Raw genomic sequence first — 18119 nt, forward strand, 5'->3', positions numbered from 1 at the left:
GTGTAAGTAATGGTTACCAATACAAATGGACGAGGGCGTGTCTGAATACTCCGAGGGTAGCAGATTTTGCCGAATTTTCGTTCCATGTAAGGAACTTTTGTGAAGGCGTACCGGGGGTACGTCAAGCAAAAGTGACGAAGCAGGGGGCGGAAAGGCGGTGAAAGATGCCCCTGAGCGGGTTTTCAGACACGACCTAGCGATACCAACCCAAATAAAAAAGCTTGGAGGACGAGATAATGACGCAAATGGTTTGTATGGCCATGCTCCTGGCAGGCGGCGAGGGCAAACGGCTGGCACCGCTTACCGCTTCACTTGCTAAACCGGTTGTACCGTTTGGAGAACGGTATCGGATGATCGATTTTCCGCTTAGCAACTGTTTGAACTCGGGCATTCGCAGGATCGGAGTTTTGACCCAATATTGCGCCGACACGGTTCACCGCCATATCGGGGATGGTGGCGCTTGGCTTAATGCTATACCGACCAAGCATCTGGGCGAAATTGCGATGCTGCCGGCTTCCGAACATTCTCCGAGCGGCTGTTACACAGGAACTGCCGACGCGATTTATCGCACTTTATCCTACATCGAGCCCCGTAATCCGCAACATGTTCTCATTTTGTCCGGCGACCATATTTATCAGATGGATTACCGCCCCATGCTGGAGGCGCATATCCGCAGCGGGGCTTCTGCTACAGTAGCGGTTAAGCGGGTGCCCTGGCATGAAGCAAGCCGCTTCGGCATTCTGAATGTAAACGATAATTACGGCGTCGTTGAGTTTGAAGAGAAACCATCCCGTCCAAGAAGCAACCTGGCTTCTATGGGCATCTATTTATTTCGTACGGACAAGCTGAAGGAGGTGCTGGAGCAAGATGCATCCAACCCGGCTTCCAGCCATGATTTCGGCAAGGATATTATACCGAAGCTGCTGCAGGATGGCGAAAGCCTTAACGCATATCCTTATGAAGGCTACTGGCGCGATGTAGGCACGGTAGACAGCTTGTGGGAAGCCCACATGGAGCTGATCGACGGCACGCTCCGGCTGTCAGAGTCTCATTGGCCGCTTCTCTCGGGCTACGCGCCGGCCTCTGCCCGCCGCGATCGCCGCAACGGGATCGCGCCTCATGACTGCATCGTCGATCCTCATTGCCGGATGGAAGGCGCCGCGCAACGTTCGATTATGGGCACGGGTTCGGAAATCGGCAAAGGCAGTCTTGTCTACGAGAGCGTCATTATGCCTGGCGCAAGGATTGGACGCAACGTCCGTATTCATAATGCGATTATCGGCGAAAACGCCGTCATCGAGGACGGCGCCGTCATCGGTGTTCCGCAGGGGGAGAGGATTACGGTCGTTGGACCGGGAGAGCGTGTAAGCGCGGAGCGCATATCGGTGCCTCAAAGCCGCGATACCTTTGCGGCATTACTCTCTGGCGCTGGACGCCGCGATCGCGAATTGCATGCAAGCAAAGCTTTCGGGTATTAATACGATACGAAGCTTTTCCGAACACGCAATAACATGCCGGCAATTCGGCACCAAATACAAAAGCCGTGCCCCTGTCATCAGGCGCACGGCTTTATCGTTCCATCCTCGATCCCGTTCAGACTACCTTCCGCTCCACGATAAGCTTCATATTTTCGGCAATGGAGTGATGGTACGTTCCCGGCTTCTGCCCGGTTATGCGCGAAATATAAGCGTCATGGCCGACCGCTCTCTTTAAGATGCCGCCGATCCGGTCCCGCTGACCCGGGCGATCCCCATAAATTTTCAACAAGGCCATAATGGCATGGGAGAAAAATTGGAAATAAATTTCGTTGAATTTTTTCGGTTTAAAGATATCGCTGGTATCCACACCTTGGTAAATCGGCTTGTTCAGCTCCTCGGGCTCGCATACAAGCAGCTCCAGCTCGTCGATGCTGCCTTCGTCCCTGAGCTTGCCCAGCAGATAAATTGCCATATAACCGCGCATCTGATTGTTCTTGCGGCAATCCTTGAGCTGGAAAGCGTCCCGCTCGGCCAACATCCCACGCAGCTCGGGCAGCGCCGCCTCGTCGCCCAGCAGTCCCAGCGCGAACGCGCTATGCTTCCGAAGATAGGCGTCATCATCGCTCAACCATTCTCGAAGCGCGGCTCCGACCTCGGCATGCCCCAGCCGGAAAGCGGACCAGATGGCGATCCCCGGCGAGTCGGATGCAAGCCCGCTGCGAATTTCCCCGAGGTCCTTCAGCCATTTGATGCGCTGCGGCGGCTTGCGATCGGCTGGATACGCGATCTGATATCCCTTGTCGTTAGCGGGATCGTAACAGCCCGTCTCGGTCAAATAGCCGACCAGTTCCTCGTAAGGCACGTCTTTAACGGGCACGCCCTTGCCGATCGCCAGCCAGGCCGCCGTCGCTGCCGCTTCCCCGCACTTCTGCATGTCGCGGTTCATCCGGACGCAGGTGGATAAGCTATGGTCGACCGCGAGACAACGGCCGGCAGCCATCAGTCCGTCGAATCCCCGCGGAATCATTGCGCCGAGCGGCACGGGCACCGTCACATTGATCGCCCCGAGATTGCTGCCTACGAACCAGTCGGCAAGCTCCTCGGATTCGAAGGCGTGATCTCTGCCATGTTTGTCGATATCGGCATAGGCGTAGAACAAAGGCTTATCGGTAACCCGATCCGCGAAAAAGCGATCCAGCGTGATCGTCTCTTCCCCTTCGATCAAACGCCCTTCCCTGATGCCGAGCAGCGGCGCAAGATACAACATGCGCCCCTTGCCATCCTCGTACTTTTCCTCCAGATGCTGCGAATGGGAGAATAAAATCGCTCGGGACAGCTCCACGCCGTCTCTCTGATCCGTGCAGCCCGAATCGAAATTAATCCAGCTCACCTTCCGGTTCGCCGCATAAACCTTTACGCTCGTAAACGGCTGCGTTCGATTATCGAGCTCCCGTCCCACGCTCGTTGCGCAACCCGCCATGGAACAAACCTCCGCGTCGCCCGTACAGTCGATGATAATCTTGCTGGCGGCGCTCCGGATGCCGCTTGGACCGATCCACTGTATGCCCGTTGCCCGTCTCCCGTCGAGATACACGCCAGTAATGGAAGCCTCGAAAACAAGCTCGGCTCCTGCAAGGACCGCTTCCTGCTCCAGCACGTATTTTTTGGCTTCCACGTTGTAGGCGCCTGACTTCGCGTAGACCGATTCGCTCAGCTCTGCCGCTTCCCGGTCCAACGTCTCGTAGAGCCCGCCCTGCGAGCCGAAATAATATCCGTTTACAGAACCGGAAGTGCCCATGCCGCCCATGCTGTTCAAACGCTCGATGCCAAGCGCCTTCAGCCCTCTTTTCGCTGCCGCGATCAGCGCCATGGAGCCCGATGTCCCGAGTCCCACGACGATAATATCATAGGCAAGCGGGAACTCGACCTCCCCGACTTCCTCGGCGACAGCCTTGCCGTCTATTCGTCGAGATAGCAGCATCTTCAGCTCACCTTCCTTCCCGTTGCTCTGATGCCGGCCTCGTAAGCCTCGAGCGGATTGCAATAAGCCGCGGACGTCAAACGCTGGATACGTCCCTGCTCCGATGAGTTGCATGCAGCCACCTCTACCTCGAAGCATGTCGCCACCGCGCAAATCCGCCAGTCCAACCACTCCCCCGTCCTGTCCGTCCAGACCCGGTTCAGCTTGCTTCTTGCCTGCACCCAATCGTCCTCGTTTCCGATTACAAGCTTGAGAATTATCTCTCCGTCAAGCTTGCCCTTCACGATCTCCGTCTCGGCATCCGGGACGACAAAAGTGTCTGGCATGACAGCTTCAAGCGGCGTCTCCCCGACATACAGCAGCATGGCGTTAATCCGTCTGGCCGTTTTATCGGCGTCGGCGTCCATAACCGCTTCCGTCCGCGTATCGATGAGACGATCGGCTCTAACGACGCTTCGTCCCGAAGCATGATGAATCGTCACTTCCACATAATCGTTTTTCTCTTCGACATGGAGTACCTCCGTCAAAAGAAGAACGCGAAGCCCGGACTCATAAATCCGGTTATACAACACGGGAGCCAAGGCGGGAAGATGGACGAGACCATCATCGGACAAGATCCCTCTCTCCCTCAGCTCCTCTCTCAACGAGGCGCCGGAAGCCGATAACGCCGTATCGTTCCAGCCTCTCCCCGGATTAAAGCTATTAATAAATTCGTGACCGACAAGCGCCGTCCGCTCAATGACCAAAGTGCCGTCGGTATCTTCCAACGCTGCGCCCAAGCCGGTAAAGGTCGCTCCAAGCACAATGGTTCGATAATGACTGATTTCGGTCCCCATGGGTTCTCTCCTCCGCTAGTCTTGCGCGTTATGGATATCGCGATAAGCGCTTGGCGTAATCCCCTCGTATTTCTTAAACAAGCGGATAAAGGTGCTTATGCTAAAGAAACCTACCCTATCGCTAATATCCTTAATATAAATGTCATCCTGCAGCAACAGTGCCTTGGACTTCTCGATACGCCATTTGTTGATGTATTCCGTCAGCGTTTCACCTGACTGCTCCTTAAAGTAACGGGAAAGGTAGGACGGGTGAACCTCGAATTGCTCCGCGATCATGTTAATGCCGAGGTTATTATCGCCATACCGTTCTTCGATAAGAGCAAGCACCCCATCGTACAGCCGATATTTGCTCTTTTTCCTCCGCTGCTCCGCCAATGCGCATATACGCTGAAGAAACTGGGACATGCGCTCGCGCATGACCATTACCGTGCTTCCGCTCGACAGCTCGCGGATCGCGGCAAGATTCTCTTCATAGAGCTCCTCGCGAGAGAGGTTTGCCTCTATGCCCGCTTTCATCATCGTGCTGCACATATCGAACAGCAGACAACGGATCAGATCGGCCGATACGTTTTTCTGCTCCAGATTACAATCGATGATTTCATCCAGCGTCGACTTGGCCGCCTCGTAATCGCCGGCATTGACGCAATTAATAAGCTGCTGCTCCTTCTCGATGGAATAGACGTAGGCCAGCTCGCGAACAGTGGTCTGCTCGTACCATATAATGGACTGCCCGCTCTGGAGCATGCGGTATTCCATCGCCTCCAACGCTTCTTGATACGCTGCGGGCAGCTCCTGGGCAGAATGGCGCATCGAGCTTATGGAAACCGTAAACAGAATACGGAATCTGCTGCCGATAAAGCGCTGCGCTTCTTCGGCCACGCCCTTTAAATAAGCCATTGCGGCTTCCTGGGACGTCTCGGGATTAAAATTGACGATACACGCCAGCATGTCGTCGATATCCGTCATCCAGCCTTGATGTTCCTGGCCCGCCAGCTCTTCCACGATGTTCGTCATGACAAGATGGACAAACTCCCGCTTCTTCTCGGCATCCTGCTCGTCGATTCGGAAAAAGCCGCTATAGTCTTCCAGATAGAACAGCATGACGGCTACGCCGCTGCCTCTCAGACTGAGGCCGTGATCCGGCAATACTTCGGCAATAGGAACGCCGTCCTTGATCCTTCCTTTGAGCAGCCTGGCAAGCAGACTGGAGCGGAGCGCCTGATTTTGGCGTTCGATCGTCTGATTCATCAGCTTGTAGCGATCAAGCGTGTTGTCCAGCGCTTCCTCCAGATAGTCGTATTCGGTTCCTTTGCTCCCTCTCGAAGGTTCGATTTCACTGCGCGCCGCTACATTGCGAACGAGCCGCTGCAGCGGGTCATAGTTCCGTTTGGCCATCCATACAGATAAGATGGAACCAAGTACAGCGGCAATCGCCAGCATGAGAACGGATAAATTGCGGATGTATTCCGCCTTTTGGCTATACAATTCGGACGGCAATGCGTAGATGATCTTCCAGCCCGTCGTCTCCGACTTAATGTAGGACAACGTCATCGGCTTTCCATCCCAATCCTCCGTTACCGTGCCCGAGCTGTCGTTCTTGCTCTCCGGAAGCTGAAAGCTGCGCTCTTGCGCGCTTGCTTGTTCGGAGGAGGCAAGAAGTCTGTCCTCATCATCCAAAATGTAGACGCTGCCTTGATTATAGGACTGCAAATTCCGGATGGATTCCATCAATCGACTTTGATTAAGCTCGATGACCAGCGTCGTCCCTACAGATTCTCCTTTGCTTGGAAAGTGCAGCGACTGCGCGTACATAATGCCCGGCCGCGCGCCCTGGCTGAATTCTCCCAGGCTCATAAAGCGGCCGCGATGCTCCTCTGCAAGGTTGCTTCTCCAAGACGTGAGCGACAAGTCCGATTGATTATAGTTCAACTCGTAATAGAGTTCGTCTTCGTAATAGGAACTGTCGGTCAATACAAAGTTGCCTGCGCTGAAATAAATATAGAAGTGGTCCACGAACCGATTCGCGATATTGTACGATTTGAAGTCGGCGATGGCATGCTTCATATTAAGCCTATCCTTGGCGTCGATGTTTTGCTGGTTGCTTATGATCGATCTGACTTTCGGGTTAAGCGAGATCATCTCGGACAATCGATACACGTAATCCGTGTAATTTTCGATTTCCAGCTTGAGCTGGGAGAGCAAGGCGGAATTGGCCCGATGAATTTCGTCGTTGATTACATGTCTCGTTTGCCAGTAAGTGGCCGTCATCATTATGATCGGAATCAGCAGCACTATGGCATACGATTGCAGCCATCTCCGCTGCACCCCTTTCATCCTCCAACCCCGCATCCCATCACGCTCCGATTCTTCGCTACCCTTTTATTGACCCAATCATAACACCTTTTACAAAGTATTTCTGCAAGAAAGGATATACCGCCAAGATCGGCAACGTAGCCACGATAATAGTTGCATATTTGATGCTTTCGCCTACTGCCTCTACATCCGATGCCGAAGCGTCGCCCGACATGTAAGCTGTGCTGTTTTGGATCAATATCTCGCGCAAAATCAATTGCAGCGGGAACAACTCCCTGTCGCGAAGGTAAATCATGGCGCTGAACCAGGAGTTCCAATGGCTGACTCCGTAAAATAGGACCATCACGGCCATAACCGGCAGCGAAAGCGGGAGGACGATACGGAAAAGGATGGTGAAATCCTGTGCGCCGTCCATACGGGCAGACTCGATCAAGCCATCCGGAATAGCCTCGAAGGATGTACGCAGAATGATGAGGTTCCATGTTGAGATCAAACCCGGAATGATGAGGGCAAGCAGTGAATTCCCTAAATCCAGCCAGTTATTGACAAGCAGGTACATAGGAATGAGTCCGCCCGAGAAAAACATCGTGAAAACGATTAACAACATGACGGTTCGGGTCCATGGAACGCCCTTGCGCGAGAGCACGTAAGCTCCCAGACTGGTCATGAATAAGTTAAGCAGCGTTCCTCCTAACACGATGACAATCGTATTGAGATATCCGCCGATAATATTGGGATTCTGGAACACCTTTACGTAAGCATCCAAATTAAAGCCTTGCGGCGCCAGCAAAAGACCGGTGTGGGAAATCAATTGTCTAGAATCGCTTATCGATGACAGCAGTACATAGATAAACGGATATAAGGTGATCACGATCATGAATAACATGAACAGGACAAGTATGGCCTGGAAAATACGTTCACCCTTTGTTTTTTTGACGGATGTTGTCTCCATCTGTAAGGCCTCCTATTGGCAAATTACCGCTTGAATGTCATTACGCGCCGTTACCATAGGCTGTTCTCGCTTACTTTCTTGCTGAATCGGTTTGCCGCGAGCAGCAGCATAAAGTTGATGGCCGATTGGAAAAGGCCGATTGCCGTCGCATAACTGAATTCATTGGTCCCGCCCAAGCCTTTCCGGTACACGAACGTGCTAATAACGTCTGCCGTCACGTACGTGCTGGGATTATACAGCAGTATGATTTTCTCGAAACCGACATCCAGCATGTTGCCGATCTTAAGAATGAACAGAATTGTGATGATGGCAGCCAGTCCCGGCAAAGTAATATGAAGCGTTTGCTTCCAACGATTCGCGCCGTCTATGCGGGCAGCTTCGTATAGCTCGGGATTGATGCCTGATATGGCCGCTAGATAAATAATGGAGCCCCAGCCAACGCTTTGCCAAATATCCGAAATGACGTATACCGCACGGAAATATTCGGGGTGGCCGAGCAAGGCTGTACGATCCATGCCGAACCAGACTAAAATATCCGTAACTACTCCTTCTCTGGCTACGAATTGCGTAATCATCCCGCAGATGACGATCATGGAGATGAAGTGCGGCAGATAAGTGACGGTCTGCACCATGCTCTTGAATTTTTTTCCAGCGATCTCGTTGATCAGCAAAGCGAAAAGAATAGGCGCCGGGAACGAAAACAACAGCAAATAAAGATTGATGAGAAGCGTATTTTTGAGCAGCCTCCAGAAATAATAGCTGTCGAAGAAACTGATGAAATGGCTGAAGCCCGCCCAGGAACTACCCAGAAAACCGTCGGCGATCCGGTAGTTTTTAAATGCAATAATAGCTCCGTACATAGGAACGTAATGAAAAATGAAGTAATAAAGTATGACCGGGGCGATCATGAAATACAAATATTTGTGCCGCCGGTAATCCTTCGCAATGAATCGCATATGATGCCTCCTTTATGCCTAACCAGCCGGAGAAGCGCATCGGCAGCGCTTCTCCGACCCGATTCTACCGCTGGGTGTAACGTTCGTAAGCCGATTGATAAATTTCAATCGCGCGATCGATCCCCATCTTCTTCAATTGCGCCGTGTAGCCGTCGAACTCGGCAATTGGCGCCGCGCCCATCACGAACTGCATAAACATCTCTTCGAAGTATGTGTTAACCTCTGCCATGATGGAGGATAACTCCTGTCCTTCGCTGTCCGTCGGCGTTACGCGAGGCAGACGGGTATCCTTCAGGTTGTCATAATATTGGTTGAAAACGGTAACCGCATGTTTCTGCTGATCGAAGCTGTAATATTGTTCGGTGTAACGATCATCGCCGACAAAACCAGGGGATGGCGTAGATACGCGCAAATATTTGGCCATCGCATCGCCGATGGACAAGCCGTCCGGATTGTTTACGATCAGATCCGTATACTTGGGATAATCGCCTTCGAGCGTGTAGGTCGTGCCTTCTATGCCGAACGACTTCAATAAATTGCCTTCCTCGGAGTACAAGTAGTCCAGCCATGCGGCAGTACGTTCCACGTTTTTATTCGCCGGCGTAATCCCCGCGCTGTTTTCGCCGCGGTAATCATAAGCCGCCGTGAAGAATCGCGGCTCGTCTCCTTTGTTCAGTACCGGATGCTGCGCCGCCACCAGATCGTAGTCCGGATTGCTTTCCTTGTTGGCGTTCAAGTATTTGCCCATGGCCGATCCGATAAAGGCCGGGAATGCGCCAGCCGAGCCGTTGGTCGCTTTAGCATCCTTGGCTGCTCCGTCTTGCGTAGCGAAGTCGGGATCCAGCAAACCATCCTTATACCATGCGCTTAGCTGGGCGAGATAGTCTTTGTAGCCCGCCTCGATAGGACCGTATTTCACTTGGCCGCCGTCAAGGTAGAAACCAACGCCGATGCCGAACGCTCCGTTAAACCTTTCGCTTTTGAATTCAGCGAGCGTCATGGTCAGGGGCGTCTTTGCGCCTTTCTTTTCTTTGAATTGGGTGAGGACGTTCGTCCATTCCTCGATGGTTTCAGGAACCCCAAGCCCCAGCTCATCCAGCCAGTCCTTGCGCAGCACCAAGCCGCCGCTAACGTTGGAATTGCCTGTACCGAGGGCGGGAAACGCGTAGATCGTTCCGTTATCCGTGCTGATCTCCTTTTTCATCTCCGGATTGGCGTCCAGGTAAGCCTTGAAATTCGGCGCATGCTGCTCGATCACGTCGTTCAAAGGAATGATGACTTTATCCGAGATCGCTTTTTCCGGTCCGCCGGGGTATGTCGTGAAATTGTATTCGATAACGTCCGGCAGCTTGCTCGATGCAATCAATAAATTAAATTGCTCGGCCTCGGAGCCGACGGCCGGATGGTCGAACTTCACGCTTACGTTGGTCCGCTTTTCCAATTCTTGATAAAATAAAGATTCGCCGTATTCTTTGAGCGATCTGGCCGCGCCTGCATTTAAGCCAGTCCAATAAGTCAATGAAATGGGTTCCGACGATGCGGACGAATCGCCAGGCGACGGCGCCGCGGAATTGGTCGGTGTGCCCGTGTTCGGTGCGGAATTGTTGTTATTACCCGTGTTGCCCGAGCAGCCCGCGATAAGCGCCGATGCCAGCACCAGCATCACGGCTTGCTTCCGCCAGAGCGGACTTCTTGTGTTGTTAGCCAATGTAGATGACCTCCTGTTTATATGGGTTTGAACCGGTCCTGATTGCGCTCCGGATTCGACCTTAGTGTATCCCGGCTGCGGAGCGCGGTACAATCGACAACTCTTGATTGTGTAAGCGCCTGTTAACCTGGTCATGAGATGGAAAGCCGGGTTATTAGATAACAATCCTCTATCTTCAATGATAAGATCGAATCCGCAGGTAAGGCTTATTCGCTGCATTCTCCTTGCTGTTTAAAGTAGCAAAAGCGCCCGCCCCATCATTCAAAACAGCCAAAGTGGCGATTTGGTCTCCCGTTGCTTCGCCTTTAACGTAATCCGTTATATCGAATTCGCGATACATCGGCTGGTTATCCATCATTGCCGATAATAATAAAGCTCCAAGCGCGGGCTTATTGTTCCAATTCAGACTAGACTCGCTCCAGCTGTCATCCGCAACTCTAAACAGTCTGCTGTTTCTGGTCTGATCTGCATCCGTTATGGCTCCGTACAAATATAGCTTTGCCGAATCCATCTCGCCTTCTATTTCACTTAAATCGAACTTTAAAAAGGTTTGACGATTAAAGTTCCCGCCGGCATTATTTAGCTCCAGCAATACTTGGCTTCCATAATTGTCGGCAGCAAAGGTTCCGCTTCTTGCATGCGCATCTTCGGTTGGAAGAAGATCCGTCACTATTTCTTCATAATAGACGCGAATCGCAATCATCGCCGATTTGGTTACGCTGCCCAATGTTACAGAGGCGGTTAGATGAACGGAACCTGCCGCAATGGCCGTTATTTGGCCCGTTTGATCAATTGCGGCAATGGATGGATCGTCGCTGCTGTATGCGATGTCGGCTTGGCTTAAATCGACCGGAGCGCCCGTCTCCAGCTCCGCTTGCACTTCCAGCACGGCGTTTTCTCCTACGATTAGAACGGATTCTTCGGAATCTAAACCAATGGATACATCGAAGTCCTCCGGCTCGAACAAATAAGAGCTGACCCGCAAATACGGTTTATTGTTCGCGCTTTCTCTGCTGTTAAACGATGTGTATTGACCGGTACCGTCCTGCATAATGGCTAAGCTTGCGATCTGGTCGCCGGCATCTTGGCCGAATATATAATCCGTTATATCAAGCTCATGATACGCGGCCGCCGCATCCGTAAATGCCGATGCCAGATAATCGACTTGCGCGGGTTTGTTATTCCAATTTACGGCTGTCTCCGTCCAATTGTCATTTTCGACGCTATAAAGCTTGTTTTCCTTTGGATTGCCGGAACCGTAAACATAGAGCTGCGAAGAAAAAATCTCGCCTATAATCGGGCTTAAATCATATTTCAAATAGGAACGGCGATGGAAATCTCCCCCGCCTCCATTGACTTCAAGCCTTGTCGAACTTCCATAATTGGTTTCGGCGTAGGCTCCGCTTCTGACGAAAGCGTCTTCAAAGGGGTGCAGATCGACAACGATGGCTTGACCGTATGGGATACGTATCGTTACCGTTGCCGCTCTTGTAACGGCTGCATGTGTTACGGTGGCCGTAAGATGGACGGTGCCTCCATTTAATGCCGTCACACTGCCGGTCTGATCGACAGTGGCAAGCGTTGGATTATCGCTGCTGAATTCCACAACCGCATTCGATAAATCAAGGGGTTGACCATCATCCATACTAGCGGAAACCTCCAATGCGGCGCTATCGCCGACAAGCACGACGGACTTGTCGGCCGTCAAATGAACTTGACCCAATTCCGGCCCCCCGAATCCCGGTGCAGGGGCTGCCGTGTCGTAAGCCAGCTTGAAACTGTGAGTGCCGCCGCGCGAATCAGCCGTGTTGACTTCGACTTTGATGTTCGGCGTCGTACGCAGAACGGTAACGGATGGATCCGCGCTGATGACCGATGTTCCAACCTTGTCGATTTCGAACACAAGCTTGTCGCTCGTATGCGTAGGGTCGGATACCGCAAACGTCAGTTCTCCGGCGGCATCCTTCATCATAACGGATGACGGCTGATACGACCACACATCTTCATACATGCCGCCTTCCCAGAAATTAATGCCCGTGAGGCCAAGACTCGTTTCCGATACGGCCTGAATTTCGCTCGTGTTTTGCATAATTTGTATGGTTGGATTTTGGCTGTAGCTCTCCGTACCCGCCTCGTCCCGGTTCGGCAGCAATACGTAAGCATAGGTAGCATCATCCGGATTATTGCCATGATCGAACCATAAAGAAAGATAGTTTCGTGTAACCAGAGGATCCGGGCTTGGCAAACTGGATGTCGAGATATCTCCCCATCGTCCCGATCTTGCTTCCCTCAAGCTCTTGATGGTCGGCGAGTCAGGGAAATAGTAGCCGATGTCCGAACCCGGCACGCTTCCTCCCAGATGAGCCCAGTTAACGCCCGTCATCGTCTCCGACCAGCCAAGCGCATCCGATTTCACTGTCCCGTTAACGGTCAACGCATTATCGCCGATGGCGTTCAGTTTTCTATTTTCGACAATCGTCTCGATCGTGCGGTTATCCGTGCTTGTAATTCCGGCGCCGAGCGCAACCACTTCATCGTCAAACATAAACCAGGACTTTTTCGCCGTTAAGGAACTCGGAGTAATGACATCGCCGTTTGCATTAAGATCGCCCGATGCCTTCAGATCCATGCCAACCGCTCCGTAAAGCCCATCGAACACAGAACCGCCTACCCACGTATTGGGACTCAAATATTCCTTTTGATATGGGATGCCGGTCACCGTTCTCGCAAGCGTGTCCACAGTCGTTCCCGGCATCCGATAAGGATTGACCGTAGACCAAAATTCTTCGCTGTATTGCGACAAGTCATTGTTATACAAATAAGTCATTCCATCGGCCGTGTACCACGCCTTCATGTTTACATTGCTGATCGACTCGTAATTATAAATGCGGTTGGAAGACATGCTAAGCCCGATTCCGAATCCCGGCCTAAGATGAACGGCCCGATCCATATTGGAGAATTGCTTATGCTCGATCAACTCTCCTCTGGGGACTATCGAATGATCCGCCATAATCTCTTTCGCCAATATCGTATTGTCTATGGGACCGCTTGCATAAAAATTTCTAAACGTATCCGCCTGAATCCAATATTTCAGCATGCTCTTCATTCTTGCCGCATCGGCTGGAGGAGCAAATTGGGATATACGAAGAATAGCCGCCATCGTCAAATGGCCAACGGCATGATCCTGGAACGAATATCTGGAAATCTCTCTTCCGCGAACCATATCCATCATTGCGCCCTTATAAATCAGGGGCTCGAAGGATTGATAAACCCACTCGTAGATATGACTTAAATTCGGGTCCGTCACTTCCCATCTTGACCCATGCAGCAGGTCCACGATGACTGCGATCTCCCCGAGCAGCGACTTTCCGTATCCACCGTTATAGGGGTGCTTGATATGCTGGATAAAGGAACCGTCTCGATAAAAACCATCTCCGCCCTCCGAGTAAGGAAGGATCAGACTGACACGATCTCTCGCGATTTCCAATAATTCCTCGGACTTTACGATAATGCCGTGATAAGCCATAATTTGCGTTTTCCACATCAGGTTGGCGCCGGTCATCAATCGGATGTTCGGATCGGACGAAAATTTGTAGACGGCATTCATATAGTTTGAAATTTGCGTGTTTGTGAACTCGTCGTACATTAACATGACGACAGCAGTTATGCTTTGCGGCGCCCCGATCTCCCAATGATACCAGCTGTTGTCTACGGTTTCCCATCCGGAGGACAGCGTATCGTTATATCGATTATCATGCAGCCAATCCATGGCCGATACAATGTCGTCTCTAAGCATGTTATTCCCGTACAAGGACGAACCTATCGTCGAATAGGCAACCGCCATCGCTTCGACCCGAGAGTAGCTGGATGCCATATGGTGCGATCGGATCGGATTGTTAAGATCGTTCCATAAATAGGTGCGTGCCGGATCTTTAATTAACGTATCCCAGTGAAGCTGTCCCGTATTTGATATTCTGGCCAGCTTGGTTGCGATATCCGGATCATTGACATCGTAGGAAGTATCGCCTACGAATTTAATTCGCAGCGCATCGAATTCGTCTAACGTTACCGCATTGGCCGATGTTTGGCTTGACAAGCTTCCATAAGGATTAGGGATGGCGGCCGTCATAAGAAGCAGCACCGCAATCAAAATTTTACAGATAAATGATTTCATACACGAATATCCTCCTGTCAATCCTAATTTTGTAAGTGCTTTCAAGATTTGAGTCGACATTCCCTCCTACCATTTGCACCCCTTTCTAAAAACCGGATCCGCTATAAATTTCTGAACCCATTGAAACAATCTGACTTATCTAAGCAGCTATTACTGAGTGTAGCCCCGCTTTTACGGCCTGCACAATCGACAACTGTTGATAACGTAGGCGTATGCTAACCTGGTCATGAGATAGAAAGCCGGGTTATCAAATAACAATTCCTTGCGCATGACGCCATTTTCCAGAGCATGAGCCAAGATGAAAAAGCCGTCGCCCTCTTTTCCGGCGCAGCTTGTTTCATACCGAGATTTAACCTGTATTTCAAAATAACTCGAGCTGCTCAGGCTCGGGAGGCGGCAGCTCAAGCGGATCTCCTCCGCCCGGCTTTCGCAATCCCAGCATGGACATCATCGTCTTGGCATTGCCTGCGGCATGCCCGCCGGAATTGTTGTTAAAAATGACGGCAACTCGTTTGCTTTGCTGCTCCAGCTTTTGCAGCTTCGACTTCCACTCCGTCAGCTCCTGCTCCGAGTAATGGTACAAATATCGGACCTCTCTCCAGTTCGGTCCGCCGCCATTATTCCAGTTCGCGACATTTCGTCCATGAAACCGGACGATCGTCGTTTCCGCATCCGTCGTCTCCAGCACCTCGGGAATGCTGCCGATCCCCGCCTGAGGTTCGTCGCAGACGCTATGAATCCAGCCTTCCTCCCGCATAAAATCGAGCGTCCTCTCCCGCATCCCGCCATCGAACCAGCTTTGATGCCTAAACTCGAGGGCGCAAGGAAAACCCTCCATTCTGCGCTTTATCTCTCGCAGCTCCCTGACATTGCGGCTCGTGCAGTCAAACCAAGGCGGATATTGGAACAACGCAGCCGTCAATCGCCCGCTGCTTTGCGCAGGCTCCAGCATGCGGCAAAAAGCATCCGCCATCGCTTCGGGATCGTTGCTCGCCGCCGCCTGCCCCCGTTGGTGCCCCGTCATGCCTTGATAGGCTTTGACGACAAAGGACAGGGTGGCAGGCGTGCCGTTAACCCAAGCCTCAAACCGCTCGGGCGGCTGTATGGCATAAAACGTGCTGTCCACCTCGACAACGGGAAAGTGGCTGCCGTACACGTTAAGCTTCTCTCCTTGCTTCGTTCCGGCGGGGTACAAGGTATCGTGATCGCCCCACCCGGCAAGCCCGATCATTATGGTCATCCTGTATCCCTCCTTCGTGCCTAGATATATGTAAATGCCGAGAAAGTCGCCGCTTGTCCGCGATTAGCCCCATAGTCATCCACTAGATTCCATACCGTTGCATTTACGATATAAAATCGTTTGCCCGTACTCGAGATGCGTATGCCCGTATAATCGTCGACATACCCTCGTTCAGCGACTTGCGCAAGGAAACGCGCCCGCTCTTCGCGCTCCATAGGCTCAGCCGTCAGCCGCGACGGTGTCCGGACGAAGGTCTCCATATCCATTTCCCAAAGCGCTCTCGCCGCTCGGTTGCCATAGTTTAGCACGGGGTCCTGCTCCGTGTCGTGAGACAGCACGATGATCTCTGCCTCCTCGATGACGGCCGCGGGATCGGCTCCGTCCGGGACGCGAAGCAGCTCCTTGCCCGTGAGCCGACGGTAACTGTCCAGCAGCAGCCGGGCATGGATCTCCCTCGTGCCGCTTCCCCTTATCTCCTGTGTCAACGTCCTATCTCCCCTCTTAACCTGTTGATTCCATCATGCCGTATCTGGAAGGCTATATCAAGTGCAAGAGCAGTGCGGAATAGTTCCCACACGGCTCGATTCGTCAGCTTTCCCCTATATTCACCCACATCACGCGAATCTTCCCTTCCAAACAGGTCAGGCGCAAACTCTGGGTTCCTTCCGAATGGGCAACTCGACAAACAGTTTGTCCTGTATGCCAATCGCGCTCTTGCACGTCCAGGATAACGGCGCTCCCGTCGTTAAGAGCCAACCGAAGCTTCCCGCTGCCGTCTATCGACTGGAGTCGCAGAGCCACATCCAGCTTCGGGTCTTCACCCGTCCGCTCTCCTTCGCTGCTTCGTTCAAAGTCGTAAACAAACCAGTCTCCGACAGTCATCTCCACGCAAAGCCATAAGTCGGGTGTCCACTCCTCCCCGCCTCCGTGCGCGAAGGAAGCCGTCTCGCGATCACTTTGGGCGAACGAGATGCGCGTTCTGTCCGAGACGCGAAATTGAACGCCCGCCTGCGCAGTGGATGCAGACTCAGCCGCAGCGCGGTTGACGAAAGTTGGCCTCTCGGCCGAGCCAAAGCCAAAGCTTGTGCCTTCTCCCTTGTAGCCGTAAAAAACGGCAGGAATACGTACAGGCGCTCTACGCATAAGCGCCCGGACGACCTCGGGCTGGTAATCGCAACGTTCCAGCGCCATGTTGTCAAGATATTCCCATAGAATGGTCCTCGCGACAGTCGGCTCCGGCTTCTCGCCGCCTTGCAGATAGTCGACGAGCAGCGGCCATTCCTCCGGCTTGCGGATGGAGCAAGGCGAATTCGTTGTGTCCATCTTTTTCCACGTCCAAAAATTCCACGAAATATCGTGGTCGTCGAACATCCGGAAGGCGCCCGCGTACCAATCCTTGTTGTTCTCCCCGCCTTCGCCCATAAAGATGGGCACGTTCCATCGGTCGCGAAATTCCAGGTACTTCGCGATGCTCTCCGTGTCGGGATTGTTCCAATACTTGTGGAATTGGAGCAGCACGTTGCGGTCGACAGGATCGTCGCCGAAGGCATGCTCGAAGATGGACCAGTCCGTGGACCAATGAACGCCTTCCAGAATGATCATATGCCGCTCATCCGCCTCGCGGATCGCCGCGATCATCTCCTTGTACAACGGCATCACCCGATCGTTGTAGTTCGAGAACCAATCCGGGAGCGGCTCGTTGAGCAGGTCGTATCCCGCGACGATCCATTCGTCCTTGTAACGTTCGGCGAGCGCGCGCCAGATCGCGACTGCTTCTCGCGCGCGGATTTCGTCCGTAAAAAGCTCCGGCCGATCCCGCTCGGAGTCGTCGATATTCGTACCCGTCTGCCCGCCAGGCGCACCGTGAAGGTCAAGGATGACATACAGCCGATGCTCTCTGCACCAGCCGATGACGCGGTCGAGCAGCACGAGCCGATCTTCGCGAAGCTCAAGCGGCGCGCGCGTCTCGGATTCGTGGTCCGGTGCGTCTCGATTGCTGATTGAGTCCTCTCCTAACGGATAGATATTATGACTGGCACGGTCCGTTGACGACGTAGCCTCAACTTGGGTCGATGTCTTGCCCTTGGTTTCATTCGGGCCAGCTGCTACGTCGACATGCGCTTCGGCTCGGCCGCCCCGCCCTTCTCCCGTCAGAAATCTCGCGTTGATCGGCACCCGCACCGAGTTGAAGCCTTCCTCCGCGATCTTGGCGACATCCTCCTCGGCAATGTATCTGTCATAGTAGGCGGACCAGAATAGATTCGCTTCCTCGGAACCGACAAGCGACTCGATCATGGCTTCGATTCGGCGAGGCCGGTCGCCTCCTTCGGGGAATCGCCACATATAACCTTCCGGCAGCAGCCAACTGCCGAAGCCAACGCCCCTCAATAAGATGGGCTCTCCTCTGCCGTTAACCAGCCTAGGGCCGTCCGCTTTGACGAAACCGTATACTTCTTCGTTTCTTATTGCGCTCATCTCTAT

At 52.8% G+C, this 18119-nt stretch carries 11 protein-coding genes; 1 reads left to right on the plus strand and 10 read right to left on the minus strand.

Going from position 1 to position 18119, the window contains the following annotated elements; all coding sequences use genetic code 11:
- Positions 1–236: 236 nt before the first annotated feature.
- Positions 237–1478, plus strand: a complete 1242-nt coding sequence (locus H7F31_RS28090) for a sugar phosphate nucleotidyltransferase (protein WP_187101489.1) — start codon at positions 237–239, stop codon at positions 1476–1478.
- 115 nt (positions 1479–1593) lie between these two features.
- Here H7F31_RS28090 and H7F31_RS28095 read toward each other — a convergent pair whose 3' ends face one another.
- From H7F31_RS28095 to H7F31_RS28140, 10 genes are all read right to left on the minus strand, one after another.
- Positions 1594–3459, minus strand: a complete 1866-nt coding sequence (locus H7F31_RS28095; RefSeq protein ID WP_187101490.1) for an FAD-dependent oxidoreductase — start codon at positions 3457–3459, stop codon at positions 1594–1596.
- Positions 3460–3461: 2 nt separating this feature from the next.
- On the minus strand, positions 3462–4295 hold the full coding sequence (locus H7F31_RS28100) for a hypothetical protein (protein WP_187101491.1): 834 nt from the start codon (positions 4293–4295) through the stop codon (positions 3462–3464).
- A gap of 15 nt (positions 4296–4310) precedes the next feature.
- Positions 4311–6620 carry a helix-turn-helix domain-containing protein gene (locus tag H7F31_RS28105; RefSeq protein ID WP_187101492.1) on the minus strand — a complete coding sequence of 770 codons (2310 nt, stop codon included), beginning with the start codon at positions 6618–6620 and terminating at the stop codon, positions 4311–4313.
- Positions 6621–6666: 46 nt separating this feature from the next.
- Positions 6667–7560: a carbohydrate ABC transporter permease gene (locus tag H7F31_RS28110; protein ID WP_187101493.1), complete on the minus strand. Its 894-nt coding sequence runs from the start codon at positions 7558–7560 to the stop codon at positions 6667–6669.
- Between the two features lie 50 nt (positions 7561–7610).
- Positions 7611–8516: an ABC transporter permease gene (locus tag H7F31_RS28115; RefSeq protein ID WP_087565992.1), complete on the minus strand. Its 906-nt coding sequence runs from the start codon at positions 8514–8516 to the stop codon at positions 7611–7613.
- Positions 8517–8580: 64 nt separating this feature from the next.
- Positions 8581–10224: an extracellular solute-binding protein gene (locus tag H7F31_RS28120; RefSeq protein ID WP_187101494.1), complete on the minus strand. Its 1644-nt coding sequence runs from the start codon at positions 10222–10224 to the stop codon at positions 8581–8583.
- A gap of 175 nt (positions 10225–10399) precedes the next feature.
- The gene (locus H7F31_RS28125) at positions 10400–14398 is read right to left on the minus strand and encodes a CBM96 family carbohydrate-binding protein (protein WP_187101495.1); all 3999 of its coding nucleotides are present in this window, start codon (positions 14396–14398) and stop codon (positions 10400–10402) included.
- Between the two features lie 361 nt (positions 14399–14759).
- A complete protein-coding gene (locus H7F31_RS28130; protein WP_187101496.1) occupies positions 14760–15638 on the minus strand; it encodes a DUF72 domain-containing protein in 879 nt (292 codons plus the stop codon).
- 20 nt (positions 15639–15658) lie between these two features.
- Positions 15659–16123, minus strand: a complete 465-nt coding sequence (locus H7F31_RS28135; protein ID WP_187101497.1) for an MEKHLA domain-containing protein — start codon at positions 16121–16123, stop codon at positions 15659–15661.
- A gap of 103 nt (positions 16124–16226) precedes the next feature.
- Positions 16227–18113: a glycoside hydrolase family 5 protein gene (locus H7F31_RS28140; protein WP_261800160.1), complete on the minus strand. Its 1887-nt coding sequence runs from the start codon at positions 18111–18113 to the stop codon at positions 16227–16229.
- Positions 18114–18119 lie beyond the last annotated feature (6 nt).

The sequence above is a fragment of the Paenibacillus sp. PAMC21692 genome (genome assembly GCF_014303795.1).
In the GTDB taxonomy this organism is placed as follows: Bacteria; Bacillota; Bacilli; order Paenibacillales; family Paenibacillaceae; genus Pristimantibacillus; species Pristimantibacillus agaridevorans.

Bases quoted from the DNA above. Each gene is read 5' to 3' on its own strand.
- H7F31_RS28110 (WP_187101493.1), bottom strand. From the start codon at position 7,560: ATGGAGACAACATCCGTCAAAAAAACAAAGGGTGAACGTATTTTCCAG.
- H7F31_RS28100 (WP_187101491.1), bottom strand. From the start codon at position 4,295: ATGGGGACCGAAATCAGTCATTATCGAACCATTGTGCTTGGAGCGACC.
- H7F31_RS28115 (WP_087565992.1), bottom strand. From the start codon at position 8,516: ATGCGATTCATTGCGAAGGATTACCGGCGGCACAAATATTTGTATTTC.
- H7F31_RS28090 (WP_187101489.1), top strand. From the start codon at position 237: ATGACGCAAATGGTTTGTATGGCCATGCTCCTGGCAGGCGGCGAGGGC.
- H7F31_RS28095 (WP_187101490.1), bottom strand. From the start codon at position 3,459: ATGCTGCTATCTCGACGAATAGACGGCAAGGCTGTCGCCGAGGAAGTC.
- H7F31_RS28130 (WP_187101496.1), bottom strand. From the start codon at position 15,638: ATGACCATAATGATCGGGCTTGCCGGGTGGGGCGATCACGATACCTTG.
- H7F31_RS28125 (WP_187101495.1), bottom strand. From the start codon at position 14,398: ATGAAATCATTTATCTGTAAAATTTTGATTGCGGTGCTGCTTCTTATG.
- H7F31_RS28140 (WP_261800160.1), bottom strand. From the start codon at position 18,113: ATGAGCGCAATAAGAAACGAAGAAGTATACGGTTTCGTCAAAGCGGAC.